We start from the raw sequence: 17,649 nt of genomic DNA, 5'->3' as shown, positions 1-17,649 counted from the left end.
CCTGCCGGACCTCACCCGGGGCCGTCGTGGATGCTTGTTCCACGGCGGCCCCGCTGCACGCCATGATGGGGCCGTGACCTCGCCCTCGCCGACCGACCAGCCGGAGCCGACTGTGTCCTCAACACCCACCACCTCGCCCAGCGACGAGTCGCCCCTGTTCGCGCTCGAGCGCGAGCTGCGCGTCCTGACCCGCCGCGCGGGATCGTCCGCGAACGCGATGGCCAAGCGCATCCACCCCGACCTCGACGCGAGCGCCTACCCGCTGCTCGCGCACATCGCCGTGAACCCCGGCGTGCGGGGGTCGGACCTCGCGCAGCAGTTCGGCGTGGGGCGCGCGACCATCTCGCGCCAGCTCGCACGGCTCGAGTCCGTGGGGATGGTGTGCCGCGAGGTGGACCCCGACGACTCCCGCGGCCAGATCATCACCCTCACCGAGGAGGGCGCGACGCTGCTGCGGACCACGCACGAGCGGCGCGTCGACTCGATCTCGCAGGCCCTGAGCGACTGGTCCTCCGACGACGTCGCAGCCCTCGCGGGCCTGCTGCACCGCTATTCGGAGGACGTCGTGCGCTGGCAGGCGACGCGCTGAGATGACGGGTCGGCCGGACGCGGTGCCCACGGGGCGGCGGGGGTCCGCGCCGCGGTGGCACGGTGCCCGACGGCGCAGCCGCCCGCGCGTCCTGGCCGTCCTCGCGGCCGTGGTCGCCCTGGGCCTCGTGGTGACGACGCAGGTCCCCGACCCCGTCGGTGACGTGGTCGGGGACCTGCTGTACGCGGTCGCGGTCTACGTGGCGCTCGTACTCGTGGCCCCACGGCTGCGGCCGTGGGTCGCGGGGGCCGTGGCCCTCGCGTGGTGCTGGCTCGTCGAGGCCCTCCAGGCGACGCCCGCGGTCGGCGCGGTGCTCGACGTCGTGCCCGCGGCGGCGTGGGTGCTCGGGAGCACGTTCAACGCGCGTGACCTGCTGCTCTACCTGCTCGGCGTGCTGCTCGCGGTCGGCCTCGACCTGGTCGTGGACGCCAGAGCGGGCGTGACCTCGAGGTCACGCCCGCTCTGACACGCGGCTGCCGGGACGGCTCAGGCCTCGACGTCCTCGAACGTCAGGCTGAGGCTGTTCATGCAGAACCGGTCGCCCGTCGGGGTCTGGGGCGCGTCGTCGAACACGTGCCCCAGGTGCGAACCGCAGTTCGCGCACCTCACCTCGGTGCGGACCATGCCGTGGCTCCGGTCCTGGATGAGCTCGACCGCGTCCGACTCCTTGGGCGCGTAGAAGCTCGGCCACCCGCAGTGCGAGTCGAACTTGGTGTCCGAACGGAACAGCTCGTGGCCGCACGCCCGGCACCGGTAGATGCCCTCGCGCTTCTCGTCCAGGAGCTCACCCGTCCAGGGGCGTTCGGTGCCGGCCTGTCGCAGCACCGCGTACTCGTCGGGGGCCAGCTCCTCGCGCCACTGGGCCTCGGGCTTGGCGACCGGGTACACCTTCTGCGAGAACAGGCTGCTGGTCGTGTCGTGGGTCTCGTTGGTCATGCTCCACCTCCGACAGCGACAACCGTCGCCGGACTGCAGGTGTTCCCGGTGGCGCGACGAGCCCGGTCCCCGGACGCAGAAGGCCCCGGCGGCGATCCGAAGATCACCGCCGGGGCCCTGCTGGGTCGTTCACCTGCGTCCGGCGGGAGGCTCCCGTCGGGCCGGCTGACGAAGGATCAGTACGACGACGACGAGTACACCGTCGCCGAGCCGCCACCGCGCTGCGCGCGACCGCGGCCTCCACGACGACGAGCCTGCGCACCAGCGCCGCCCTCACCGCCCTGCGCCGACTGGCCGCGCCCACCCTGGGCGCGCTGCGCCGTCGGGCCTGCGGACTTGGCCGGGGCCGCCGTGCGCGTCGCACGCGTCCCACCGTTGCGCGACGGCGTGCCACGACGGGCCTGCGTCTGCGGCGGCGTGATGTCCGCGGGGCGCACGTACTCGGCGACCTCGCCGACGAGCGACGTGATCGCCGCGTCACCCGGGGCGACCGACTGCGGCTGCGCCGTGATCTTCGCCTTGCGGGTCAGGTCCTTCACGTCGCTGCGCTGCTCGGGGAGCATGACGGTCACGACGACGCCCTCGGAACCGGCGCGGGCCGTACGGCCCGAGCGGTGGAGGTACGCCTTGTGCTCGGCCGGCGGGTCGACGTGGACGACCAGCTCGATCTCGTCGACGTGGATGCCGCGCGCCGCGATGTCCGTCGCGACGAGCACGCGGACCGAACCGTTCGAGAACGCCTCGAGGTTGCGCTCGCGCGCCCCCTGACCGAGGTTGCCGTGCAGGTCGACCGACGGGATGCCCTGCGCCGTGAGCTGCTTCGCGAGCTTCTTGGCCTGGTGCTTGGTGCGCGTGAACAGGACACGACGGCCCGTGCCCGACGCGAGCTGCTGCACGACGTCCTTCTTCGCGTCCGCGTCACGGACCGCGAAGATGTGGTGCGTCATGTTGGAGACGGGCGACTCGGCCGAGTCCACCGAGTGGCTCACCGGGTTGCTCAGGTAGCGCTTGACGAGCTGGTCCACGCCGTTGTCGAGCGTCGCCGAGAACAGCAGGCGCTGGCCGCGCGTCGGGGTCTTGTCCATGATGCGCTTGACGCCGGGCAGGAAGCCCAGGTCGGCCATGTGGTCGGCCTCGTCGAGGACCGTGATCTCGATGCCGTCGAGCGACAGGACGCGCTGGTTGAGCAGGTCCTCGAGGCGGCCCGGGCAGGCGATGACGATGTCGACGCCCGCGTTGAGGGCGCTGACCTGGCGGCTCTGCGCGACGCCACCGAAGATGGTCGTCGTGTTCAGGCCCAGGGCCTTCGCGAGCGGCTCCATCGTGGCGTTGATCTGGTTCGCGAGCTCACGCGTGGGGCACAGGACCAGTGCGCGGGGGCGACGGGCGGCGCGACGCGTGTCCGACTGGGACAGGCGCGTGACGACCGGCAGCGAGAACGCGAGGGTCTTGCCCGAGCCCGTGCGGCCACGGCCCAGGACGTCGCGGCCCTTGAGCGTGTCCGGGAGCGAGGCGACCTGGATGGGGAAGGGCGACTCGATGCCCTGGCTGCTGAGCTCGCGGACCACCGTGGTGGGGATCGCGAAGTCGGCGAACGTCAGGCCCTCGGGCACGACGGTCGGGACCGACGAGCGGACGGGGGCGGGACGCTGCTCGCGCTGCTCACGAGGAGCGCGCTGCTCACGGTTGGCGCCCGCGGGGCGGCCCTGGCCGGCGCCGCGGCCGTCGCGCGAGTCGCGCTCACGGACGGGGCGACCGTCGCGGGTCACCTTGGAGGGACGCGAGTCGCGGCCGTCACGCTCGTCGCGGGCCGGGCGGGCCCGGTCGTCGCGAGCCGGGCGGTTGGTGTCGCGGGACTGCTGTCCCTGCGACTGGTTGGTGCGGGGGGCTGCGGCGTTCGGGCGCACGGCAGCACGAATGGGGTTGTTCAAGGGTTTGCCTCTCGGGCGTAGGGTCGGGGTTCGCCGCAAGAAATCCAGGGAACTCCACGACGCTGGGCGCGCAGAGATGCGCAGCCACGGTCCCCACTCTCTCATGACTGGGGCGTGCGTGCGTCGATGGTGATCGACGTCTCCACATCCCTCACCGGACTCTCACCTCCCCCGTGGCCCGCCCGAACCCCTCACCCACCGCACATGTGACCGTGGTGGAATGTCGCCCGTGGACTTCATGAGCTCAGTGGGCGACGTCATCGGTCAGATCTGGTCGGCCGCCACCACGCCGGTGCCCGCGCCGGCCTCCGCGATCGTGCTGTCGATGTCGCTCGCGGCCCTGATCGTCGTGGTCTTCACGCCCGTGTGGCGCGTCGCGCGGCACGTCGTGACGATCGCGCACGAGGGCGCCCACGCCCTGGCGGCACTCCTCACGGGTCGGCGGCTGAGCGGCATCCGCCTGCACTCCGACACGTCGGGCCTCACGGTCTCGTACGGCAAGCCGCGCGGGTTCGGCATGGTCCTCACGGCCTTCATGGGGTACGTCGGCCCGGGCCTCGTGGGCCTCGGGGCGGCCGCGCTGCTCAGGGCTGGCTACGCCGTCGGACTGCTGTGGCTCCTCGTGCTGCTGCTGACCCTCATGCTGCTGCAGATCCGCAACTGGTTCGGGCTGTGGTCCGTGCTCGTGAGCGGCGTCGCGCTCGTGCTCGTGTCCTGGGCCGCGACCCCGCCCGTGCAGAGCGCGGTCGCGTACGCCGTCACGTGGTTCCTGCTGCTGGGGGCCGTCCGCCCCGTCCTCGAGCTGCAGGTCTCGCGCAGCCGCGGCAAGGCCCGCCAGTCCGACGCCGACATGCTCGCACGCCTCACCGGCATCCCGGGGATCGTGTGGGTCGGGGTCTTCCTGCTCGTGACGGTCGGCGCCGCCGCGCTGGGCGGCTACTGGATCGTGTCGCCCGTCGGGGCGTGAGCGGTCGGGCACGCGCGGCCCCGGGCCGTCATCAGCACGAGATGTACGGGACCGAACCGGGGCCGCAACGAGGTGGGTCCGCTTCCGGGGCGACGTCCCGGTAGCCCCGCTCGAGCATGGTCGCGCGGTAGGCGAGAGTGCCGTCGGCATCGATGGTCCGCACCTCGAGCAGCGTGCCGTCGCTCGGGTCGATGAGCAGCACCTCGCGCTGACCGATCTCCTGCATGAAGTCCGCTTCGATGCCCGTCACCGGACGACCGGCCGAGTCCGTCATCGCCCCGAGCAGCTCGGTGCCCGGGGCGGCGGCGAGGACCTGCCAGAGCGCTCGGCGGAGGTCAGGAGAGGCCGGGCTCTCGCGCAGGAGACCCACCACCTGCGTCCACAGGTCCCACTCGTCTCCGTGACCCGAGGGCGAGAGCCCCTCGGAGAGGCGCCGCTCGAGCGCCCGGGGCTCGGTGGGCAGCTCGGCCAGCTCGTCCCACGTGATCGACTCACCGTTCCCGAACGTGGACATCTCGCCGTCGTCGTCGAGGTCCATGACCCGCGCGAGGCTCGGGTCGAAACCGTCCTTGCCGTCGTAGAAGGCCAGGAAGGAGACGTCCGACTCGTCACGGAGCACCGTGTCGTCCCTCGACAACCAGATCTCGCGTTCGTAGGGGAACGAGTACGGGTCCTCCACCTGAGAGCGCATGTACAGGTACTGCCCGCTCGGCGGCGGCTGCTTGGCGGCGTTCTCCCCCGCCTCCAGCAGCACCTGTTCCGCAGAGGCGGGCGCCGTCGCGAACAGGGCCACCGCGACGGACGTGAGCAGGGCCGCGACGACGGTCGCCCATCGGCGCAGCATCGACGCGGGCCGACGTCGCCGGTCCTGGTGCGGGGTCGTCACGATCCGGTGCAGGGCCGCTTCCGACCGAGCCGACTCCTCCGGGGTCAGGGGGACGACGTGGACCGGGTTCGCGGCCGCGAGCTGCAGCAGGACCGGGTCGTCCATGGGGCCTTTCATGGCGTGCTCCCTTCGGTGAGCGTGGGCATCGAGCGACCGTCCTGGCGAGGCCGCAGATCGGGGTCCGACCTCGCGTCCGGGGCGGGCCGCACCTCGGTGGCGGACCGCGAGCTCGAGGCGGGCTCGTGCTCGACGGCGTCGAGCGACCGTCGCAGGCGTCGGCGTGCTCGGGTGAGGCGCATCGAGAACGCGGCGCGCGAGCAGCCCAGCACCCGAGCGGCCTCGGCCGAGGTGAGCCCGTCCCAGGAGACGAGCGCGAGGACGTCTCGGTCCGTGTCGTCGAGGAGCGCCCAGGCGCGGCGGAGGTCGATCGACATGTCCGCGAGCGCCCCGTCGTCGGCCACCGGCGCACGCTCGCCGCTCACCCGGAGCTCGAGGCGCCGTCGCCGGACCGTGGCACGGTGCCCGTTCGCCAGGATGTTGCGGGCCACCCCGAACAGCCAGGGCCGCATCTCGTCGGCCGGGACGCGACCCCAGCTGCGCCACGCCACGGCATAGACCTCCGACGCGAGGTCCTCCGCGTCGTCGTCGACCCGCCGGCGGAGGTAGGCCAGGACGTGCGGGTAGGTCTCTCGGTACATGCCGGCGAAGGCCGCTTCGACGGCGCTGTCGCGGCTCACGTCAGGACCGTACGGCATCGGCGGGCTCGATCCTTCCGGCGGCGATCGCGGGTGGTAGTCCGCCGAGGAGCCCGAAGACGAGCGCACCGGCGAGGGGGACGAGCAGGAGGCGCTCGTCGAACATCGGCTGCCACCGGGCGGCCGCGGTCACCACCATGATCGCCACGAAACCGACGGCGAGGCCGACGACCGCGCCGAGGACGGCGAGCGCGGTGCACTCGCCCACGACGAGCGTGACGAGCTCGCCCCGTCGCGCGCCGAACGCCCGTCGCACGCCGAGCTCGGCCGTGCGAGAGCTCACGCTCAGGAGATTGACGAAGACGACACCGACCAACCCTGCGAGCGCGGCCACGACGGCGAGCACCTGCAGGGAGGCCGAGACGCTGTCCTGGAGCTCTCCGCGGAACGCGTTCGGCTCGAGCACCGGGTGGATGGTCATCCGGGTGGTCTGGAACGGGTCGGCCAGGTCGTGAAGGCGGTCTGCGACGTTCCGCGCCGCGCCCGGGACCGTCTCGACGAACAGCTCGCTCGAGAGCGACGCCGCCAGGTCGCCGGTCGCCCCCGGGCCGACGAAGGCCGATCCGGTCGCCGTGCCGGACCTCGACGCGGTGACCAGCCCGACGACCCGGAGCGGGGCGCCCTGGACCGTGATCTCGGGGCTCACGTCCAGCTGTGCGACGCCGAGCCGTCGGGCGAGGTCCGCACCCAGCAGCACCTCGCCCTCGGCAAGGACGCGGTCGTCCCCGGGAGCCCATGTCACGGCGGTGTCGGTGATCGCCCCCGGGGCCTCGTCGACCTCCACGAGATCGACCGTCAGGGCCGCGAGCGCTCCGTTCGCGACGGGGACCCCCGTGCGATACCGCCAGTGCTCGACCCCGGTCACGCCCGGGAACTCGGCGACGGTGTCCACCCGGACGGGCCATCGGGCATCGGAGGTCCCGTCCGCGGCCAGCGCCGCGGTGACCTGCGTCGCCCGTTGCGCGTCGAAGAGCTCGGTCACCTGTCCTGACGCGCTCTGCGCGAGCCCCAGCGCCGTGACGGCCAGGGCGACCGCGACCGCGGACGCGAGGGTGCCGCTCGCGGTCCGCCCGGCGTTGGACGTGATGCCCTGCGCCACGAACCGCAGGGTGCGCGCGAGGCGCGCGGTGAGCCGGGTCCGCGGCCTGCGATCACGCGTCGGCAGGTCTCCCCGGTCCTGGTCCGGCCCGTGGGCCGGAGTCGTGGCGTGGGCGCTGTCGGCCACGACGAGGCCGTCACGCAGGGTGACGACACGGTCGAGCCGCGCAGCGACGTCGGGCTCGTGCGTGACCACGACGAGCGCCGCCCCACGCTCCGCGGCGCGACGCTTGAGCTCCTCGATGATCTCGAGCGACTGGGCCGAGTCGAGGTTCCCGGTCGGCTCGTCGGCCAGCCACAGGCGGGCCGGGCGGGCGAGGGTCCGTGCGATCGCGACCCGCTGCATCTCCCCGCCCGACAACGTCCGGGCCAGCGCCTGCTCCTTGTGCTCGAGCCCCACCGCGCGCAGCGAGTCGGTGACGACCTGGTCGGCGTGGTCGAGCGAGGCGTTCGAGTAGCGCAGCCCGAGCAGGACGTTCTCGCGCACGCTCAGCGCGGGGATCAGGTGTGACCGCTGGAAGACGAACCCCAGCTCCGAGGACCGCCACTCCGCCCTTACCCGGTCCTGCGCGGCCTCGACGGGGTGCCCGTCGATGAGCACCTCCCCCTCGTCGGGGGCGTCGAGCAGGCCCAGCACGTTCAGCAACGTGCTCTTCCCGCTGCCGGAGCGTCCGACGACGGCAACGCGTTCCCCGGGGCCGATGACGAGGTCGACGCCGGCCAGCGCCGTCGTCCCGTTCCCGTACCTGCGGGTGATCCCCCGCAGCTCGATCAGCGGGCGACCCACGTCCTCGGTCGGACCGGGCATCTCCTTCTCGAGCACGACGTCAACCAACCCGCACCTCCGTCCCCTCACCCAGCACGACACCGGCATCGCCGTCGCGGTCCTCGTCGGCATCGGCGTCGGCACCGCTGTCGGCGTCGGCCGCGACGATCGCCGCGACCCCGCCCACGGTCACCTCGACCTCGACCGCCACCTCGCGAAACTCGGTCCCCTCGCGCACGTACACGTACGTCCGCCCGGCGCGGGTCACGACCGCCGACACGGGCGCGAGCAGCCTCTCCCCGTCCTCCGCTGCCGGGTTGTCGATCGTCAGGACGTAGGAGGAGCCCGCACGGACGACGCCGTCGGTGAGCAGGCTGACGGTGACCTCACCCGTCTCCGTCGGCTCCAGCGCCGTCACGCGTGCCTTGGCGTCTGCGCCCGAATCGTCCGTGAACCGAGCGGCGGCGTCCACCGCGAGCGCTCCGACCGATCCCTGGGGCAGCGTCGACGTGAGCACGACCTGCCCCGTCCCGAGGGTCAGGAGGCCCGTGTCGGCGGCGATGCCGGTGCCCACCGTCGTGATCCCCTCGACGACGGCCGGCAGCCGAGGCACCGTCAGCACCTCGGACTGCAGGACCCCGGGGCCCTTCGCGGTGGCCGCAGCCCCCGGACCGGCCGCCGGGACCGTCGTCCCGTCCGACGGCGCCGCGGCGCCCGGGGCCGCCGTCTCCGGAGCACTCGCTCCGGGCGAGGGCGCAGCCGCGGCGCCGAGAGTCCCGAAGGCGACCTCGGGCGCCGCGTAGCCGGCCGACAGGTACATGGACCGCACGGCCGCCTGGGTCCGCGGGCCGTACTTCCCGTCGGGCCGGCCCAGTGCATACCCTGCGGCCAGCAACCCCTTCTGCAGGGCCAGGACGTCGTCGCCCTCGTCCCCGGGACGGATGTCGCGGTAGAGCGCGAAGGCCCCTTCGAGGACGAAGACCGGTCTCCCGTTCACGCGGAACGGGACCGACCCCGGCGACAGCGTGTCGCCGGCAGACCGGTCGACGGACGTCACCACACCTGTCAGCGCGGCCGGAGGTGTGATGACGACGCTCTGCTGGTTCTGAGCCTCGACGGTCATCGACACCGGACCGTTCAGGTACCCACGGTCCAGCGCGACGACCACGGGCTCGGGTGCCGGCGGCTCGGCGCGGGCCGCCGCCTGCTGAGGCGACTCCATCCCGACCGCGAGCAGCCACGCACCGACCCCGACGGCGACGATCGCCACGACGGCGAGCACGAGGCGCTTCATGCTTCTCTCACCGGTCTGCCCGAGGGCACCGTCCGTCCCATCGCCCGATCAGCCCAGCTCGTTGATGACGGCGTCGATGCGCTTCTGGTACTCGAGGTAGTCGTTCCGGGTCGCCTCGAACCCCTCGACGTCCCGTCCGATCGCGGCGAGCTCGCCCTCGACCCGGGCGTGGAACACCGCCTCGTCGTACCCCCCTGCCCGGCAGCGCGCATCGATCACGGCCACCTCGCGCTCACGGTCCGACAACGGGACCGCCGTGTCCGCGAGCATCCCGTCGGCGTCGCCGATCGGACCGGTCACCGACTCCGACGGCATGTCCACCGGGCGCTCCGGCAGGTCGACGACCCCTGCCGGCTCCATGCACGTCCGCCACGCCTGGATCGCTTCCTGGACCCGCGCGTTCCCGTCGACCGCCTCCCAGCCCGCTGCCTCGACCGTGCTCAGGTAGCGGGACGGGACGGCCCCCAGCCGTTCGTCGGTCCTCTGCCCGCACGCGATCATCGCGTCCTGCATCGCGGAGGTGATCTCCACGCCGTCCGGTACCCCGCTGTTGGGCGCAGACTCGGACCGCAGGTGCGGGTACCCCCACTGCTGCGCGACCTGCTCGTCGAAGCGCGCCTGGCCCGTGCGCGCGTCGACCAGCGTGGGCTCGCCCCCGGGTTCCGACGGACGGTACTCGACGACGCCCTGCAGGCACTCCTGGGCGAGGAGGTCGCGGGCGTACCCGTCCCGCGGGTCGTTGAACTGGGGGACCAGCTCGTACACGGGGGTGAGCGTCGCCGTCGACTCGTCGTAGCCGTAGTCCGAGTGTCCCCTTCCGGGCTCCGGCCCGTCGGCCGCACCGGCAGCGGAACAGCCCGCGAGGGCAGCGGTCACGAGGAGCCCGGCGATCAGTGCACGAGGTCGCACGAGACGAGCAGTGGTTCTCATACCCTGCACATGGCTCGCGGGGCGCGAGGTGCAACACCTGGGATCGGATCTTCCTGCGCGACCCGGGCCCGTGGGTCGATCAGGCTCGACGGCGGGGTCGCCGTCGGACGTCGTGACGAGAGAGCGCACACGACGACGGGCCACCCGCTGTGCGCGGACGGCCCGTCGAGGTGATCGGGTGCGTAGCCCTGCCGGGCCGGGAACCTTCCGAGGAGGAGGGGGTCGGCTCCCGGGACGGGCGGGCCGCGCAGCCGGTCGAGCGCTGGTGCGGGCGGTCATACCCCGCAGGTGGTGCCGGGCCGGTCAGGCCTGCGGCGTGAGGACGAACCCGGGTCCCTCGGTCGCACGAGGATCGGTGTCCAGGGTGAGGTTCGCGAGCGCGATCGAGGTGGTCGGCTCGACGAAGACGCGTGCGTCTCCGCTCTCGACGACCGTGTCGTCGGGCAGCGGGCTCGGGACGAGGGCCAGCTCGAAGTCGCCGGACTGCGGCGCCGACTCGGCGATCCGGAGGCCGCCACCGTCGGGCACTCCGGCCCGCGTGGTGAGGTCCTGGACTGCATCGCGGGCGTTGTCGGTCAGGGTGAGCATGAGAGCTCCTCTCGGTTGCCTGGGGACGCACGGGACGCCTTGCGACGATCCCCGACGTGCGCCTTTCGGTTGCCTCCAACCAAACAAGGATCGGCCGCGATCGCAAGGTCGCGGGCCGATCCGCGGCGTGTCTCTCACCCAGTGGGATCGGGCGCGACAGGTGCGCCGGGCTCGGGTTAGGGTCCGCGCACGCGGGGGCGTGGGGTCGCCACCGGTGAGCACGGAGGTCGGTGGGAGCATGGCTGCGTGACCGCTCTCCACTCCCCCGACCACTGGGCCGACTACAACGCCGCGCAGCCCGGCCGTGCCGCGCGCGAGCTCTGCCAGGAGGTCCTGTCCCTCGCGGGCCCGGGCGCGGGCCGGCAGGCGGTCGACCTCGGCTGCGGCGCAGGCGTCGAGACCGCCGCGCTGCTGGGCGCCGGGTGGCGCGTCCATGCGCTCGACGGCGACCCCACGACTCCCCAGCTCGTCCGCACCACCACGGGCGGCGAGGAGGAGACGAGGCTGAGCGTCGCCGTCGTACCGTTCGCAGAGCTGACCGACCTGCCGCCCACCGACCTCCTGTACTCGGGGTACGCCCTCCCGTACGCGTCGCCACAGGACTTCCCGCGCGTCTGGGCCGCGGTCCGCCGCTCCCTGCGGCCGGGTGCGTGGTTGGCCGTGAACCTGTTCGGCGCGAACGACTCGTTCGCCGGGACGATCGACGGGACCTTCCTGACACGCGAGGAGGCCGAGGCGCTGCTCGACGGCCTCGACGTCCTCGCCTTCCGCGAGGAGGACGAGGACGGCCCGTCGTTCAGCGGCCCCAAGCACTGGCACGTCTTCGACGTGATCGCCCGCGCGCCGCGCTGACCGGGGGACTCCGCGCCCGTCACGCAGCGTGCCCGACGGCGCCACCCACCACGCACGGGCACGTCACCGCGTGCGGGGGCTCGGCGCGTAGACTCTCCGCGGGCCTTGGCGCCGCCTCCTGCGAGGTGACGCACGGTGCCCGGGCCTCTAGCTCAATGGCAGAGCTGCGGACTTTTAATCCGTAGGTTGTGGGTTCGAGTCCCACGGGGCCCACCGCCTGACCTGCAAGAACGCCCCGTGTCGCAGCTGCGACACGGGGCGTAGGCGCAGAATAGGCGCAGAATCTCACCTGACGACCCGGAGCCCGGCCCGCCGGCCCTGCTTGGCATTCGCGGGCGACTCGAAAGGCTCGGGCTCAAGGTCGGGCGCGCGGCGCGCTCCGAGTGCGTGGAGGATGTCGTCGGCGGGGGTCTCATCGAGGTGTGCGTACCGCTGGGTCGTGACTGATGAGACGTGCCCGAGGAGCCGCCCAACCCTCGCGAGGGAGATGTCGCCCTGCAGAAGCCATGAGGCGTAGCTGTGGCGGAGGTCGTGGACGCGGACATGCCCGACGCCGGCCTCGGCGCACGCGGCATTCCAGGCCGTGCGGAACTGGGTCGCATCGAGCACCGCGCCTCGAGGTGTGGTGATCACAAGCCGCGACGGGCAGCGGCCCTCAGTGTGCTCATATCCGCAAGCCCCTTCTTCGCCTGCGGCGCCGAGGTCGATCCATTCCGGCAGGGGCACATGCCGCCGCCGCTTGCCCTTCGGGTAGGGCTTCATGCGCCGACCCTTGGCGTCCCACACCTCGGCAATCTCGACGACCCCGCGACGAGCGTCGACCCGCTCCCAGTGCAGGCCGGTTGCCTCGCCCCACCTCATCCCCGTGCCGGCGAGCAGCTGGGCCATGACACGGTGCTCGCCGTCGAGATGCTCGAGTGCCCGGTCGAACTCCTCGCGCGTGAGGTAGTGCTCATGGGAAGCGGTTCCTCCGCCGAGCTTGAGCCGGGACGCTGGGTTGCTGGTGAGGACTTCGGCATCGACGGCCGCGGCGAGCGACGCCGAGAGCAGATGCACGATTCGCTGGACGGTTGACCCGGAGCGAGTGCGTTCGACGCCATCCTTGTCGGTGTACGTGCGTAGCTCAGCGGCCCATGCCTTGACGTCATGGCGGGTGATGTCTGTGAGGGGGACGTCGCGCCACCGGGGCATGACGTGGACGTCACGGCGGTTCGCGTCGGCTCGCAGCGTGGATGCCTCGACGGTCCGGGAGGGCCACCAGTGGGTCTCGCACCAGGCACCCCACGTCATGCGACCGGCTTCTGGGTCGCGCCAGCCCGGCTTCCGGGATGCCGCTTCCGCAGTTTCGCCGGCGCGTTCGGCAGCCTTCTTGTGCGTGTAGGGGCCATCTGGGGTGGAGCGAACCTTGCCCCCGGCGTCACGGTATCGCGCCTGGTACTTCCCGGAGGGGAGCCTACGCACCCAGGCCATCAGTCGGCGCTCTGCTCGGTCATGCCCTCGATGATCCCGCATCTGTGTCAGATGGAACAGGGAGCGGGGCGCGACATGCGTGTCACACACCCCTGTCAGACCCCGCTGCCATCGTCGGCATCGTGTCCGATCTAGAGCGTCTTCCCAGGTCAGGGTACGCAGAAGGCCCCCGGACCCAGGTCCGGGGGCCTCCCTGCGAACGTTCAGACTCGACGAACTACTTCAGCTATTAGCTGCGAGAGCGACATGCCGAATGCCTCGCTGATTGCCGCTAGCTGCAGTACATCGGGTTGGCGTTCCCCTTCCTCGTAGAACCGGTAGGACGTTCGGGCGATGCCCGTTCGCCTGGACACCTCGGCCTGGGAGAGCCCGGCCACTCCGCGCTCAGCGCGCAGGGTCGCCGCAATCGCGGCTATCCACTTCTCCTCTTCTGTTCGTTCCACGCGGAGTAGTTTAGCATCCGTTTGGCGACAGAGCATCTACACACGGATGCTGAAAGGCGCTTGCACATGTTCCAAACGAAGACTAACCTGACTCGTATGACGACAAGCACTCGCATCGACGAGGGGCTGGCTGAGGCTGTGAAAGCGGCGATGAAGGGCGCGGGCCAGTCCCAGCGCAAGGTCGCGGCGCAGACGGGGATCCCCCTCGTCACCCTGCATAGGCGACTCAGCAGCCCCGATAGCACGTTCAAAGTCACCGAGGTGGTGGCGATCGCAGACCTGCTGAATGTCAGCGTCGTCGGGCTCTTCCAGGAGGCCGAGCGTCGGGCCTCTGACGGTCATACGGCCCCTGCCGCCTGAACGCAGATAGCAGAACGGCGCCCCGCCTCTCTTAGCCGACCGGCGGGGCGCCTCTACACGCAAAGGAGACAATACCGTGCCCCACCCCGCTAGCCCGGCCGCAACGATCGCGGCCCGCGTCACCCCCGTCGAGGCCGCACTCCTCACCGACCGCCACCCCGACACGGTCTACGCCGCACTCGCCACAGGCGAACTGCACGGTGCCCAGCGCACGAAGGGCGGACGCTGGAAGATTCGCGTCGCCTGCCTCGAAGCGTGGGCAGACGGCGCCAAGTGCGAGCACCAGGCCTCAGCATCGAACGTCGTCGAGCTCGACACGCGCCGGCCGGTGTCCGCATGAGCCCCGCGACGGCGCTCGCCGAGCAGCCGGACGATCTCCGGCTCGGTACCCACGTGCGGTTGAGGCATGTGAGCTGGCACTGGGGCGGCGGTCAGATCGGCACTGTCGTCGCCGTGGACAGGAGAGCCACCACCGGTGAGTTGCGGTCCGCAACAGTCGTGGACCGTAGCGGTCACAGCCGGCAGCTGCTACCGGACGAGTTCGAAGTCGTGCCCGACGACGAGTCCGGGCAGCTACCAGCGACGGCGACGGCTCTCGAGGTGCTCGACGCGGGCAAGCAGGTCGTCGACGACGGCGACGGTGTCCACGAGCGCATCGGTCAGGGCGAAGACCTGGATCTGAAGCTTGCGTACCTGGCCGGTCGGGTCGTCTCCCTCGATCTCGGGGACCTGACTTATCCCGGACGGGGACGCGTACAGGTAGCCCCGGATGGTGTCGCGGATGTCCTTCGCTCGGTCGAGCGTGACCATGATGTCTCCTCTTCGGTTGGTGCGACAGGCATTGCAGTGCCTGTCGCGGTGTCGCCGATCGTAGAGGTACCCGCTGACGCGACCCGTGTCGACTCCTCCACGGGTCGCGTCAGCTCGGACGATCGCGACGCCCCGATCGACCTCTGGCCGACTGCGGGGCCGACGCCTGATGCGACCCCCGAGGCTGCGTTCACCTCCGCGCCCCCGCTGGCCCGGTGTTCCCGGTGGGACGTCCTGCCGTGCATCGCGGTGACACTCGCGGTCATCAGCGCGTACGTCTTCGGCGGCGCAAACAGCCCGGTCGACGTGGCCACCGGCGGGGTCATCCTCCTCGCCGCAGTGGGCGCGTGCCTCGCCGCACAGTGGTCGCAGGCGCGTCGTCGTGGTGGCCGGCGGTGACCGGGGACCTCGAGGAGGTCGAGGCGTCCTACCTGCAGCACTCCTCGTTCGTCGGGCAGTGCGTCGTCGTGCCGGCCGTGGGCGACTCACCCGCGATCACCGGTCGCTTGTCCGACGTCGCTGTCTACCGGACCGGCCCCGCTGCCCGCCTGGTCGGCTGCCCGACCGGTGCCGTGCACCCCGAGCGACTGCACGTCGGTGCCCCGCACTTCGAGGTCTACCTCGGCGGCCAGGTCGTGACGCTTGCCCCGCTCGACGTCGTGCTGGTCGAGCCGCTGCCGGCCACACCCGTGCTCTGACTCCCCCGTTCGCTGTCTCACCCCGGAGGTTCTCCGTGCCCACGCCCCTTCCCAAGCGCCCGAAGTATGACCCCCTCGACGGGCTCGTGACCCGCGTGCACCCGGCCCCGGCGCCGGTCGATGTCGTCATGCGCCAGGTCGGCACGCCCCGACCCTCGCGGCCGCGCACCGCGGCCGGCTGGATCGAGCGCCTGCAGCTCGACCCGCTGCTGCGCGCCGGTGGCCGGACATGAAGACCACCCAGCCCTGCCGGTCGTGCGGGCGCCCTGTGGTCCTAGTCCAGGTCATCCCGACCCGGATCAAGCCCGGCACGAGACGCAAGCAGCTGCCGCTCGACCCGGAGTTCGACCCGGCCGGTGTTCGTGCCTCGCACGCCGTCTCGACGGGCTGGACCAGGTGCCGGCCGCTGCTCGCGGACGAGACCGCCGGCCCCGACGAACGCCCGGCGCTCACCCACTTCGCTACCTGCCCTGCCCGCCCCCGCCCGCCTGAGGAGTCCCGATGAACCACGCGAAGATCGCCCGCCCGAAGGTCACGATCAGTCCCGCTGACCTGACCAATCTGTACCGCGCGTCGTGTGAGCACTGCGCGTGGACGGCCGGCCCGACCGCGAAGTCGCACCTGCAGCAGGTCGAGGCGCCCTTGCATCGTCAGGCGCACCGTGTCGGCCGGGTCCCGGTGACGCGCTGATGCGCGTCGAGGGGATCGTCCTTGCGGCCGGCAACCCGTCGACGGGTGGGCTCGGGCTGCCGATGGGCGAGCGCGAGGATCGCCACGAGGTGCGGGCGCGCATGGAAGCCAAGCGTGCCCGCTCGAGCTCGCCGTGGGCCGGCCGCGAGGCCCCCGCCCCAGGCACTCCAGAGCAGAAGGCCGCGCGCAACTCGGCCGCGCACGACCCTGCCCGTGAGAAGGCCCTGTTCGAGTCCAAGCCGCTGGCGCCCTCGCCGGCGCCGCGTGGGTCCGAGCGGCGCACCCCCGCCGAACGCACCGCACTCCTGGAGGACATCGGGCGCCTGTACCTCGTCGAGAAGCTCTCGCAGCGCGAGGTCGGTATCCGGCTCGGGATCTCCCCGACCTACGTCAACCGGCTCATGGCCGCTCACGGCATCCCTACCCGCCCCCGCGGATCCCACGCGTGAGCACCGACCTCGAGGCGGGGACGTTCCTGTGGGCGTTCCCCGTGCTCGACGACCAGCGCACCGTCGCGGACCTGACCCCCGAGGCTCGCTCGAGGTTCTTCGAGGAAGCCCGCAGCGCCGGCGTCCTGATCGACGGCCCCGTGGCGATCACCACCACCGAGGGCGTCACCACCGAGCACGTCGGACTCTTCCTGCGCGCCTCGGCCCCAGCCCACCGCGACCCACGCGGGCGCCTGCACATCGCACCTGTCCTGACCGACCCTGCCCTTGGAGAGACCCCATGACCACCGACGCCGCCGCCAACCCCGTCCCGCCCCGGCACCAGGTGACCAGCGAGGTGAGGATCAGCGGCCACGGCGCGCCGACCGCTGCCGCCCTCCTGACGTTCTTGCAGCGGGTGCCGGCAGACGCCGTGATCGCGGTGTTCGACTACAGCCGCCATGGACGCTCGCACGACCTCCGGGCGACCTGGACGACCGACCTGCCCGACGCCCCCGACGCCCCCGGCGATTCCGCCGACGATGAAGCCGCACCCGACATCGAGCCCACCCCCGACCCCACACCTGCCAACACGACAACCGTGGTCATCAACACCTACGACACTGCCGCCCGCGGCGGCCGGATCCACACCGGCGGCGAGCCCTTCGTCGCCCCCGACATCAGCGGGTACCTCGAGTGAGCGGTGAGGAGTCCGCGAAGGTCTCGCTCTGGTGTCACGTGTGCCGCCGGTTCGTCGAGCATCACGCAGCGTTCGTGGCCACGGGCAAGGGCGCACGCGTCCTGCACGTGACCCCTGCCGTGCTCGCCCCGCATGCGCAGACTCACCGGTCGTGACCGGTGAGCGTCCTGTTCGAGTACGCGATCGCGCAGTACAGGGAGATTCGCCAGGAGTTCGAGGTCTACCGCGAGGCCCAGCACGCCCGCGCTGAGCACGACTGCAACGCACGCCTGCTCAGCAAGGAAGCCATGGCGCTCGGCATCGACTCCTACTCCCTGTTCATCGGCCCCCGAGCCCGCGCCGAACGCTGGGCCAGCGAAGAGCTCCGCGACTGGTGGGCCGAACACGGGCGCCTGACCTATGCCGACTTCGAACGCCAACACGTCGAACACCTCGAGTACGCCTAACCCCTGAAGGAG

At 71.9% G+C, this 17,649-nt stretch carries 24 protein-coding genes and 1 tRNA gene; 15 read left to right on the top strand and 10 right to left on the bottom strand.

Features of this window, described 5'->3' with window-relative positions:
• Positions 1–112 precede the first annotated feature (112 nt).
• Both ACFWGN_RS16370 and ACFWGN_RS16365 read left to right on the top strand, forming a co-directional pair.
• A complete protein-coding gene (locus ACFWGN_RS16370) occupies positions 113–589 on the top strand; it encodes a MarR family winged helix-turn-helix transcriptional regulator (RefSeq protein ID WP_318244334.1) in 477 nt (158 codons plus the stop codon).
• Between the two features lies 1 nt (position 590).
• The gene (locus tag ACFWGN_RS16365) at positions 591–1,055 is read left to right on the top strand and encodes a DUF2809 domain-containing protein (RefSeq protein ID WP_377618266.1); all 465 of its coding nucleotides are present in this window, start codon (positions 591–593) and stop codon (positions 1,053–1,055) included.
• A 20-nt stretch (positions 1,056–1,075) separates the two neighbouring features.
• Here ACFWGN_RS16365 and msrB read toward each other — a convergent pair whose 3' ends face one another.
• Both msrB and ACFWGN_RS16355 read right to left on the bottom strand, forming a co-directional pair.
• Entirely contained in the window at positions 1,076–1,525 is a 450-nt protein-coding gene (gene msrB / locus ACFWGN_RS16360; RefSeq protein WP_377618264.1) for a peptide-methionine (R)-S-oxide reductase MsrB, read from the bottom strand.
• A gap of 176 nt (positions 1,526–1,701) precedes the next feature.
• Positions 1,702–3,138: a DEAD/DEAH box helicase gene (locus tag ACFWGN_RS16355; RefSeq protein ID WP_318244364.1), complete on the bottom strand. Its 1,437-nt coding sequence runs from the start codon at positions 3,136–3,138 to the stop codon at positions 1,702–1,704.
• A 538-nt stretch (positions 3,139–3,676) separates the two neighbouring features.
• On the opposite strand from ACFWGN_RS16355, the gene ACFWGN_RS16350 reads away from it, so the two are divergent.
• On the top strand, positions 3,677–4,423 hold the full coding sequence (locus tag ACFWGN_RS16350) for a M50 family metallopeptidase (RefSeq protein WP_056649170.1): 747 nt from the start codon (positions 3,677–3,679) through the stop codon (positions 4,421–4,423).
• Between the two features lie 31 nt (positions 4,424–4,454).
• Here ACFWGN_RS16350 and ACFWGN_RS16345 read toward each other — a convergent pair whose 3' ends face one another.
• From ACFWGN_RS16345 to ACFWGN_RS16320, 6 genes are all read right to left on the bottom strand, one after another.
• Positions 4,455–5,426, bottom strand: coding sequence for a CU044_5270 family protein (locus tag ACFWGN_RS16345; RefSeq protein WP_377618262.1), 972 nt, complete (start codon positions 5,424–5,426; stop codon positions 4,455–4,457).
• Positions 5,423–6,046 (bottom strand): RNA polymerase sigma factor, encoded by a 624-nt coding sequence (locus ACFWGN_RS16340; protein ID WP_377618260.1) that lies wholly within the window; start codon positions 6,044–6,046, stop codon positions 5,423–5,425. Before ACFWGN_RS16340 ends, ACFWGN_RS16345 begins: the two co-directional genes overlap by 4 nt.
• A 1-nt stretch (position 6,047) precedes the next feature.
• Complete coding sequence (locus ACFWGN_RS16335) at positions 6,048–7,997, bottom strand: ATP-binding cassette domain-containing protein (RefSeq protein WP_377618258.1); 1,950 nt, start codon at positions 7,995–7,997, stop codon at positions 6,048–6,050.
• Positions 7,990–9,222 carry a peptidoglycan-binding protein gene (locus ACFWGN_RS16330; RefSeq protein ID WP_377618256.1) on the bottom strand — a complete coding sequence of 411 codons (1,233 nt, stop codon included), beginning with the start codon at positions 9,220–9,222 and terminating at the stop codon, positions 7,990–7,992. The genes ACFWGN_RS16335 and ACFWGN_RS16330 overlap by 8 nt, the downstream gene beginning before the upstream one ends.
• 48 nt (positions 9,223–9,270) lie before the next feature.
• Positions 9,271–10,152 (bottom strand): hypothetical protein, encoded by an 882-nt coding sequence (locus ACFWGN_RS16325; protein WP_377618254.1) that lies wholly within the window; start codon positions 10,150–10,152, stop codon positions 9,271–9,273.
• Positions 10,153–10,455: 303 nt separating this feature from the next.
• The gene (locus tag ACFWGN_RS16320) at positions 10,456–10,740 is read right to left on the bottom strand and encodes a Fe-S cluster assembly protein HesB (RefSeq protein ID WP_056649148.1); all 285 of its coding nucleotides are present in this window, start codon (positions 10,738–10,740) and stop codon (positions 10,456–10,458) included.
• 246 nt (positions 10,741–10,986) lie between these two features.
• Between ACFWGN_RS16320 and ACFWGN_RS16315 the strand changes: the two genes are divergently transcribed.
• Complete coding sequence (locus tag ACFWGN_RS16315) at positions 10,987–11,592, top strand: class I SAM-dependent methyltransferase (RefSeq protein ID WP_377618252.1); 606 nt, start codon at positions 10,987–10,989, stop codon at positions 11,590–11,592.
• 141 nt (positions 11,593–11,733) lie between these two features.
• Positions 11,734–11,805 (top strand) — tRNA-Lys (locus ACFWGN_RS16310).
• A 72-nt stretch (positions 11,806–11,877) separates the two neighbouring features.
• Here ACFWGN_RS16310 and ACFWGN_RS16305 read toward each other — a convergent pair.
• On the bottom strand, positions 11,878–12,882 hold the full coding sequence (locus ACFWGN_RS16305) for a tyrosine-type recombinase/integrase (protein WP_377618250.1): 1,005 nt from the start codon (positions 12,880–12,882) through the stop codon (positions 11,878–11,880).
• 383 nt (positions 12,883–13,265) lie between these two features.
• Positions 13,266–13,505, bottom strand: a complete 240-nt coding sequence (locus ACFWGN_RS16300) for a helix-turn-helix domain-containing protein (protein WP_377618249.1) — start codon at positions 13,503–13,505, stop codon at positions 13,266–13,268.
• Between the two features lie 96 nt (positions 13,506–13,601).
• On the opposite strand from ACFWGN_RS16300, the gene ACFWGN_RS16295 reads away from it, so the two are divergent.
• The 10 genes from ACFWGN_RS16295 to ACFWGN_RS16250 all read left to right on the top strand — a co-directional run bounded on the left by ACFWGN_RS16295 (position 13,602) and on the right by ACFWGN_RS16250 (position 17,637).
• Positions 13,602–13,865: a helix-turn-helix domain-containing protein gene (locus ACFWGN_RS16295; protein ID WP_377618247.1), complete on the top strand. Its 264-nt coding sequence runs from the start codon at positions 13,602–13,604 to the stop codon at positions 13,863–13,865.
• A 76-nt stretch (positions 13,866–13,941) separates the two neighbouring features.
• A complete protein-coding gene (locus ACFWGN_RS16290) occupies positions 13,942–14,205 on the top strand; it encodes a helix-turn-helix domain-containing protein (RefSeq protein ID WP_377618245.1) in 264 nt (87 codons plus the stop codon).
• Positions 14,202–15,074, top strand: a complete 873-nt coding sequence (locus ACFWGN_RS16285; protein WP_377618243.1) for a hypothetical protein — start codon at positions 14,202–14,204, stop codon at positions 15,072–15,074. The genes ACFWGN_RS16290 and ACFWGN_RS16285 overlap by 4 nt, the downstream gene beginning before the upstream one ends.
• Positions 15,071–15,373, top strand: a complete 303-nt coding sequence (locus ACFWGN_RS16280) for a hypothetical protein (RefSeq protein WP_377618241.1) — start codon at positions 15,071–15,073, stop codon at positions 15,371–15,373. Before ACFWGN_RS16285 ends, ACFWGN_RS16280 begins: the two co-directional genes overlap by 4 nt.
• 35 nt (positions 15,374–15,408) lie before the next feature.
• A complete protein-coding gene (locus ACFWGN_RS16275) occupies positions 15,409–15,606 on the top strand; it encodes a hypothetical protein (RefSeq protein WP_377618239.1) in 198 nt (65 codons plus the stop codon).
• A 268-nt stretch (positions 15,607–15,874) separates the two neighbouring features.
• A complete protein-coding gene (locus ACFWGN_RS16270) occupies positions 15,875–16,063 on the top strand; it encodes a hypothetical protein (protein WP_377618238.1) in 189 nt (62 codons plus the stop codon).
• Positions 16,063–16,512, top strand: a complete 450-nt coding sequence (locus tag ACFWGN_RS16265; protein WP_377618236.1) for a hypothetical protein — start codon at positions 16,063–16,065, stop codon at positions 16,510–16,512. Before ACFWGN_RS16270 ends, ACFWGN_RS16265 begins: the two co-directional genes overlap by 1 nt.
• Positions 16,509–16,796 carry a hypothetical protein gene (locus ACFWGN_RS16260; RefSeq protein WP_377618234.1) on the top strand — a complete coding sequence of 96 codons (288 nt, stop codon included), beginning with the start codon at positions 16,509–16,511 and terminating at the stop codon, positions 16,794–16,796. The genes ACFWGN_RS16265 and ACFWGN_RS16260 overlap by 4 nt, the downstream gene beginning before the upstream one ends.
• Positions 16,793–17,191 carry a hypothetical protein gene (locus tag ACFWGN_RS16255; protein ID WP_377618232.1) on the top strand — a complete coding sequence of 133 codons (399 nt, stop codon included), beginning with the start codon at positions 16,793–16,795 and terminating at the stop codon, positions 17,189–17,191. Before ACFWGN_RS16260 ends, ACFWGN_RS16255 begins: the two co-directional genes overlap by 4 nt.
• Positions 17,192–17,349: 158 nt before the next feature.
• A complete protein-coding gene (locus ACFWGN_RS16250) occupies positions 17,350–17,637 on the top strand; it encodes a hypothetical protein (protein ID WP_377618230.1) in 288 nt (95 codons plus the stop codon).
• The last annotated feature ends 12 nt before the right edge of the window (positions 17,638–17,649 follow it).

The organism is Oerskovia sp. NPDC060338, from assembly GCF_042726295.1.
GTDB classification, from domain to species: domain Bacteria; phylum Actinomycetota; class Actinomycetes; order Actinomycetales; family Cellulomonadaceae; genus Oerskovia; species Oerskovia merdavium.
This window is presented reverse-complemented; position numbering and strand designations above follow the sequence as displayed.

What these genes read in the sequence shown, in the direction of transcription:
- ACFWGN_RS16255 (WP_377618232.1), top strand. Translation starts at nt 16,793, where the DNA reads ATGACCACCGACGCCGCCGCCAACCCCGTCCCGCCCCGGCACCAGGTG.
- ACFWGN_RS16320 (WP_056649148.1), bottom strand. Translation starts at nt 10,740, where the DNA reads ATGCTCACCCTGACCGACAACGCCCGCGATGCAGTCCAGGACCTCACC.
- ACFWGN_RS16285 (WP_377618243.1), top strand. Translation starts at nt 14,202, where the DNA reads ATGAGCCCCGCGACGGCGCTCGCCGAGCAGCCGGACGATCTCCGGCTC.
- msrB (WP_377618264.1), bottom strand. Translation starts at nt 1,525, where the DNA reads ATGACCAACGAGACCCACGACACGACCAGCAGCCTGTTCTCGCAGAAG.
- ACFWGN_RS16330 (WP_377618256.1), bottom strand. Translation starts at nt 9,222, where the DNA reads ATGAAGCGCCTCGTGCTCGCCGTCGTGGCGATCGTCGCCGTCGGGGTC.
- ACFWGN_RS16325 (WP_377618254.1), bottom strand. Translation starts at nt 10,152, where the DNA reads ATGAGAACCACTGCTCGTCTCGTGCGACCTCGTGCACTGATCGCCGGG.
- ACFWGN_RS16265 (WP_377618236.1), top strand. Translation starts at nt 16,063, where the DNA reads ATGCGCGTCGAGGGGATCGTCCTTGCGGCCGGCAACCCGTCGACGGGT.
- ACFWGN_RS16345 (WP_377618262.1), bottom strand. Translation starts at nt 5,426, where the DNA reads ATGAAAGGCCCCATGGACGACCCGGTCCTGCTGCAGCTCGCGGCCGCG.
- ACFWGN_RS16270 (WP_377618238.1), top strand. Translation starts at nt 15,875, where the DNA reads ATGAACCACGCGAAGATCGCCCGCCCGAAGGTCACGATCAGTCCCGCT.
- ACFWGN_RS16350 (WP_056649170.1), top strand. Translation starts at nt 3,677, where the DNA reads ATGTCGCCCGTGGACTTCATGAGCTCAGTGGGCGACGTCATCGGTCAG.
- ACFWGN_RS16365 (WP_377618266.1), top strand. Translation starts at nt 591, where the DNA reads ATGACGGGTCGGCCGGACGCGGTGCCCACGGGGCGGCGGGGGTCCGCG.
- ACFWGN_RS16295 (WP_377618247.1), top strand. Translation starts at nt 13,602, where the DNA reads ATGACGACAAGCACTCGCATCGACGAGGGGCTGGCTGAGGCTGTGAAA.
- ACFWGN_RS16305 (WP_377618250.1), bottom strand. Translation starts at nt 12,882, where the DNA reads ATGACGTGGGGTGCCTGGTGCGAGACCCACTGGTGGCCCTCCCGGACC.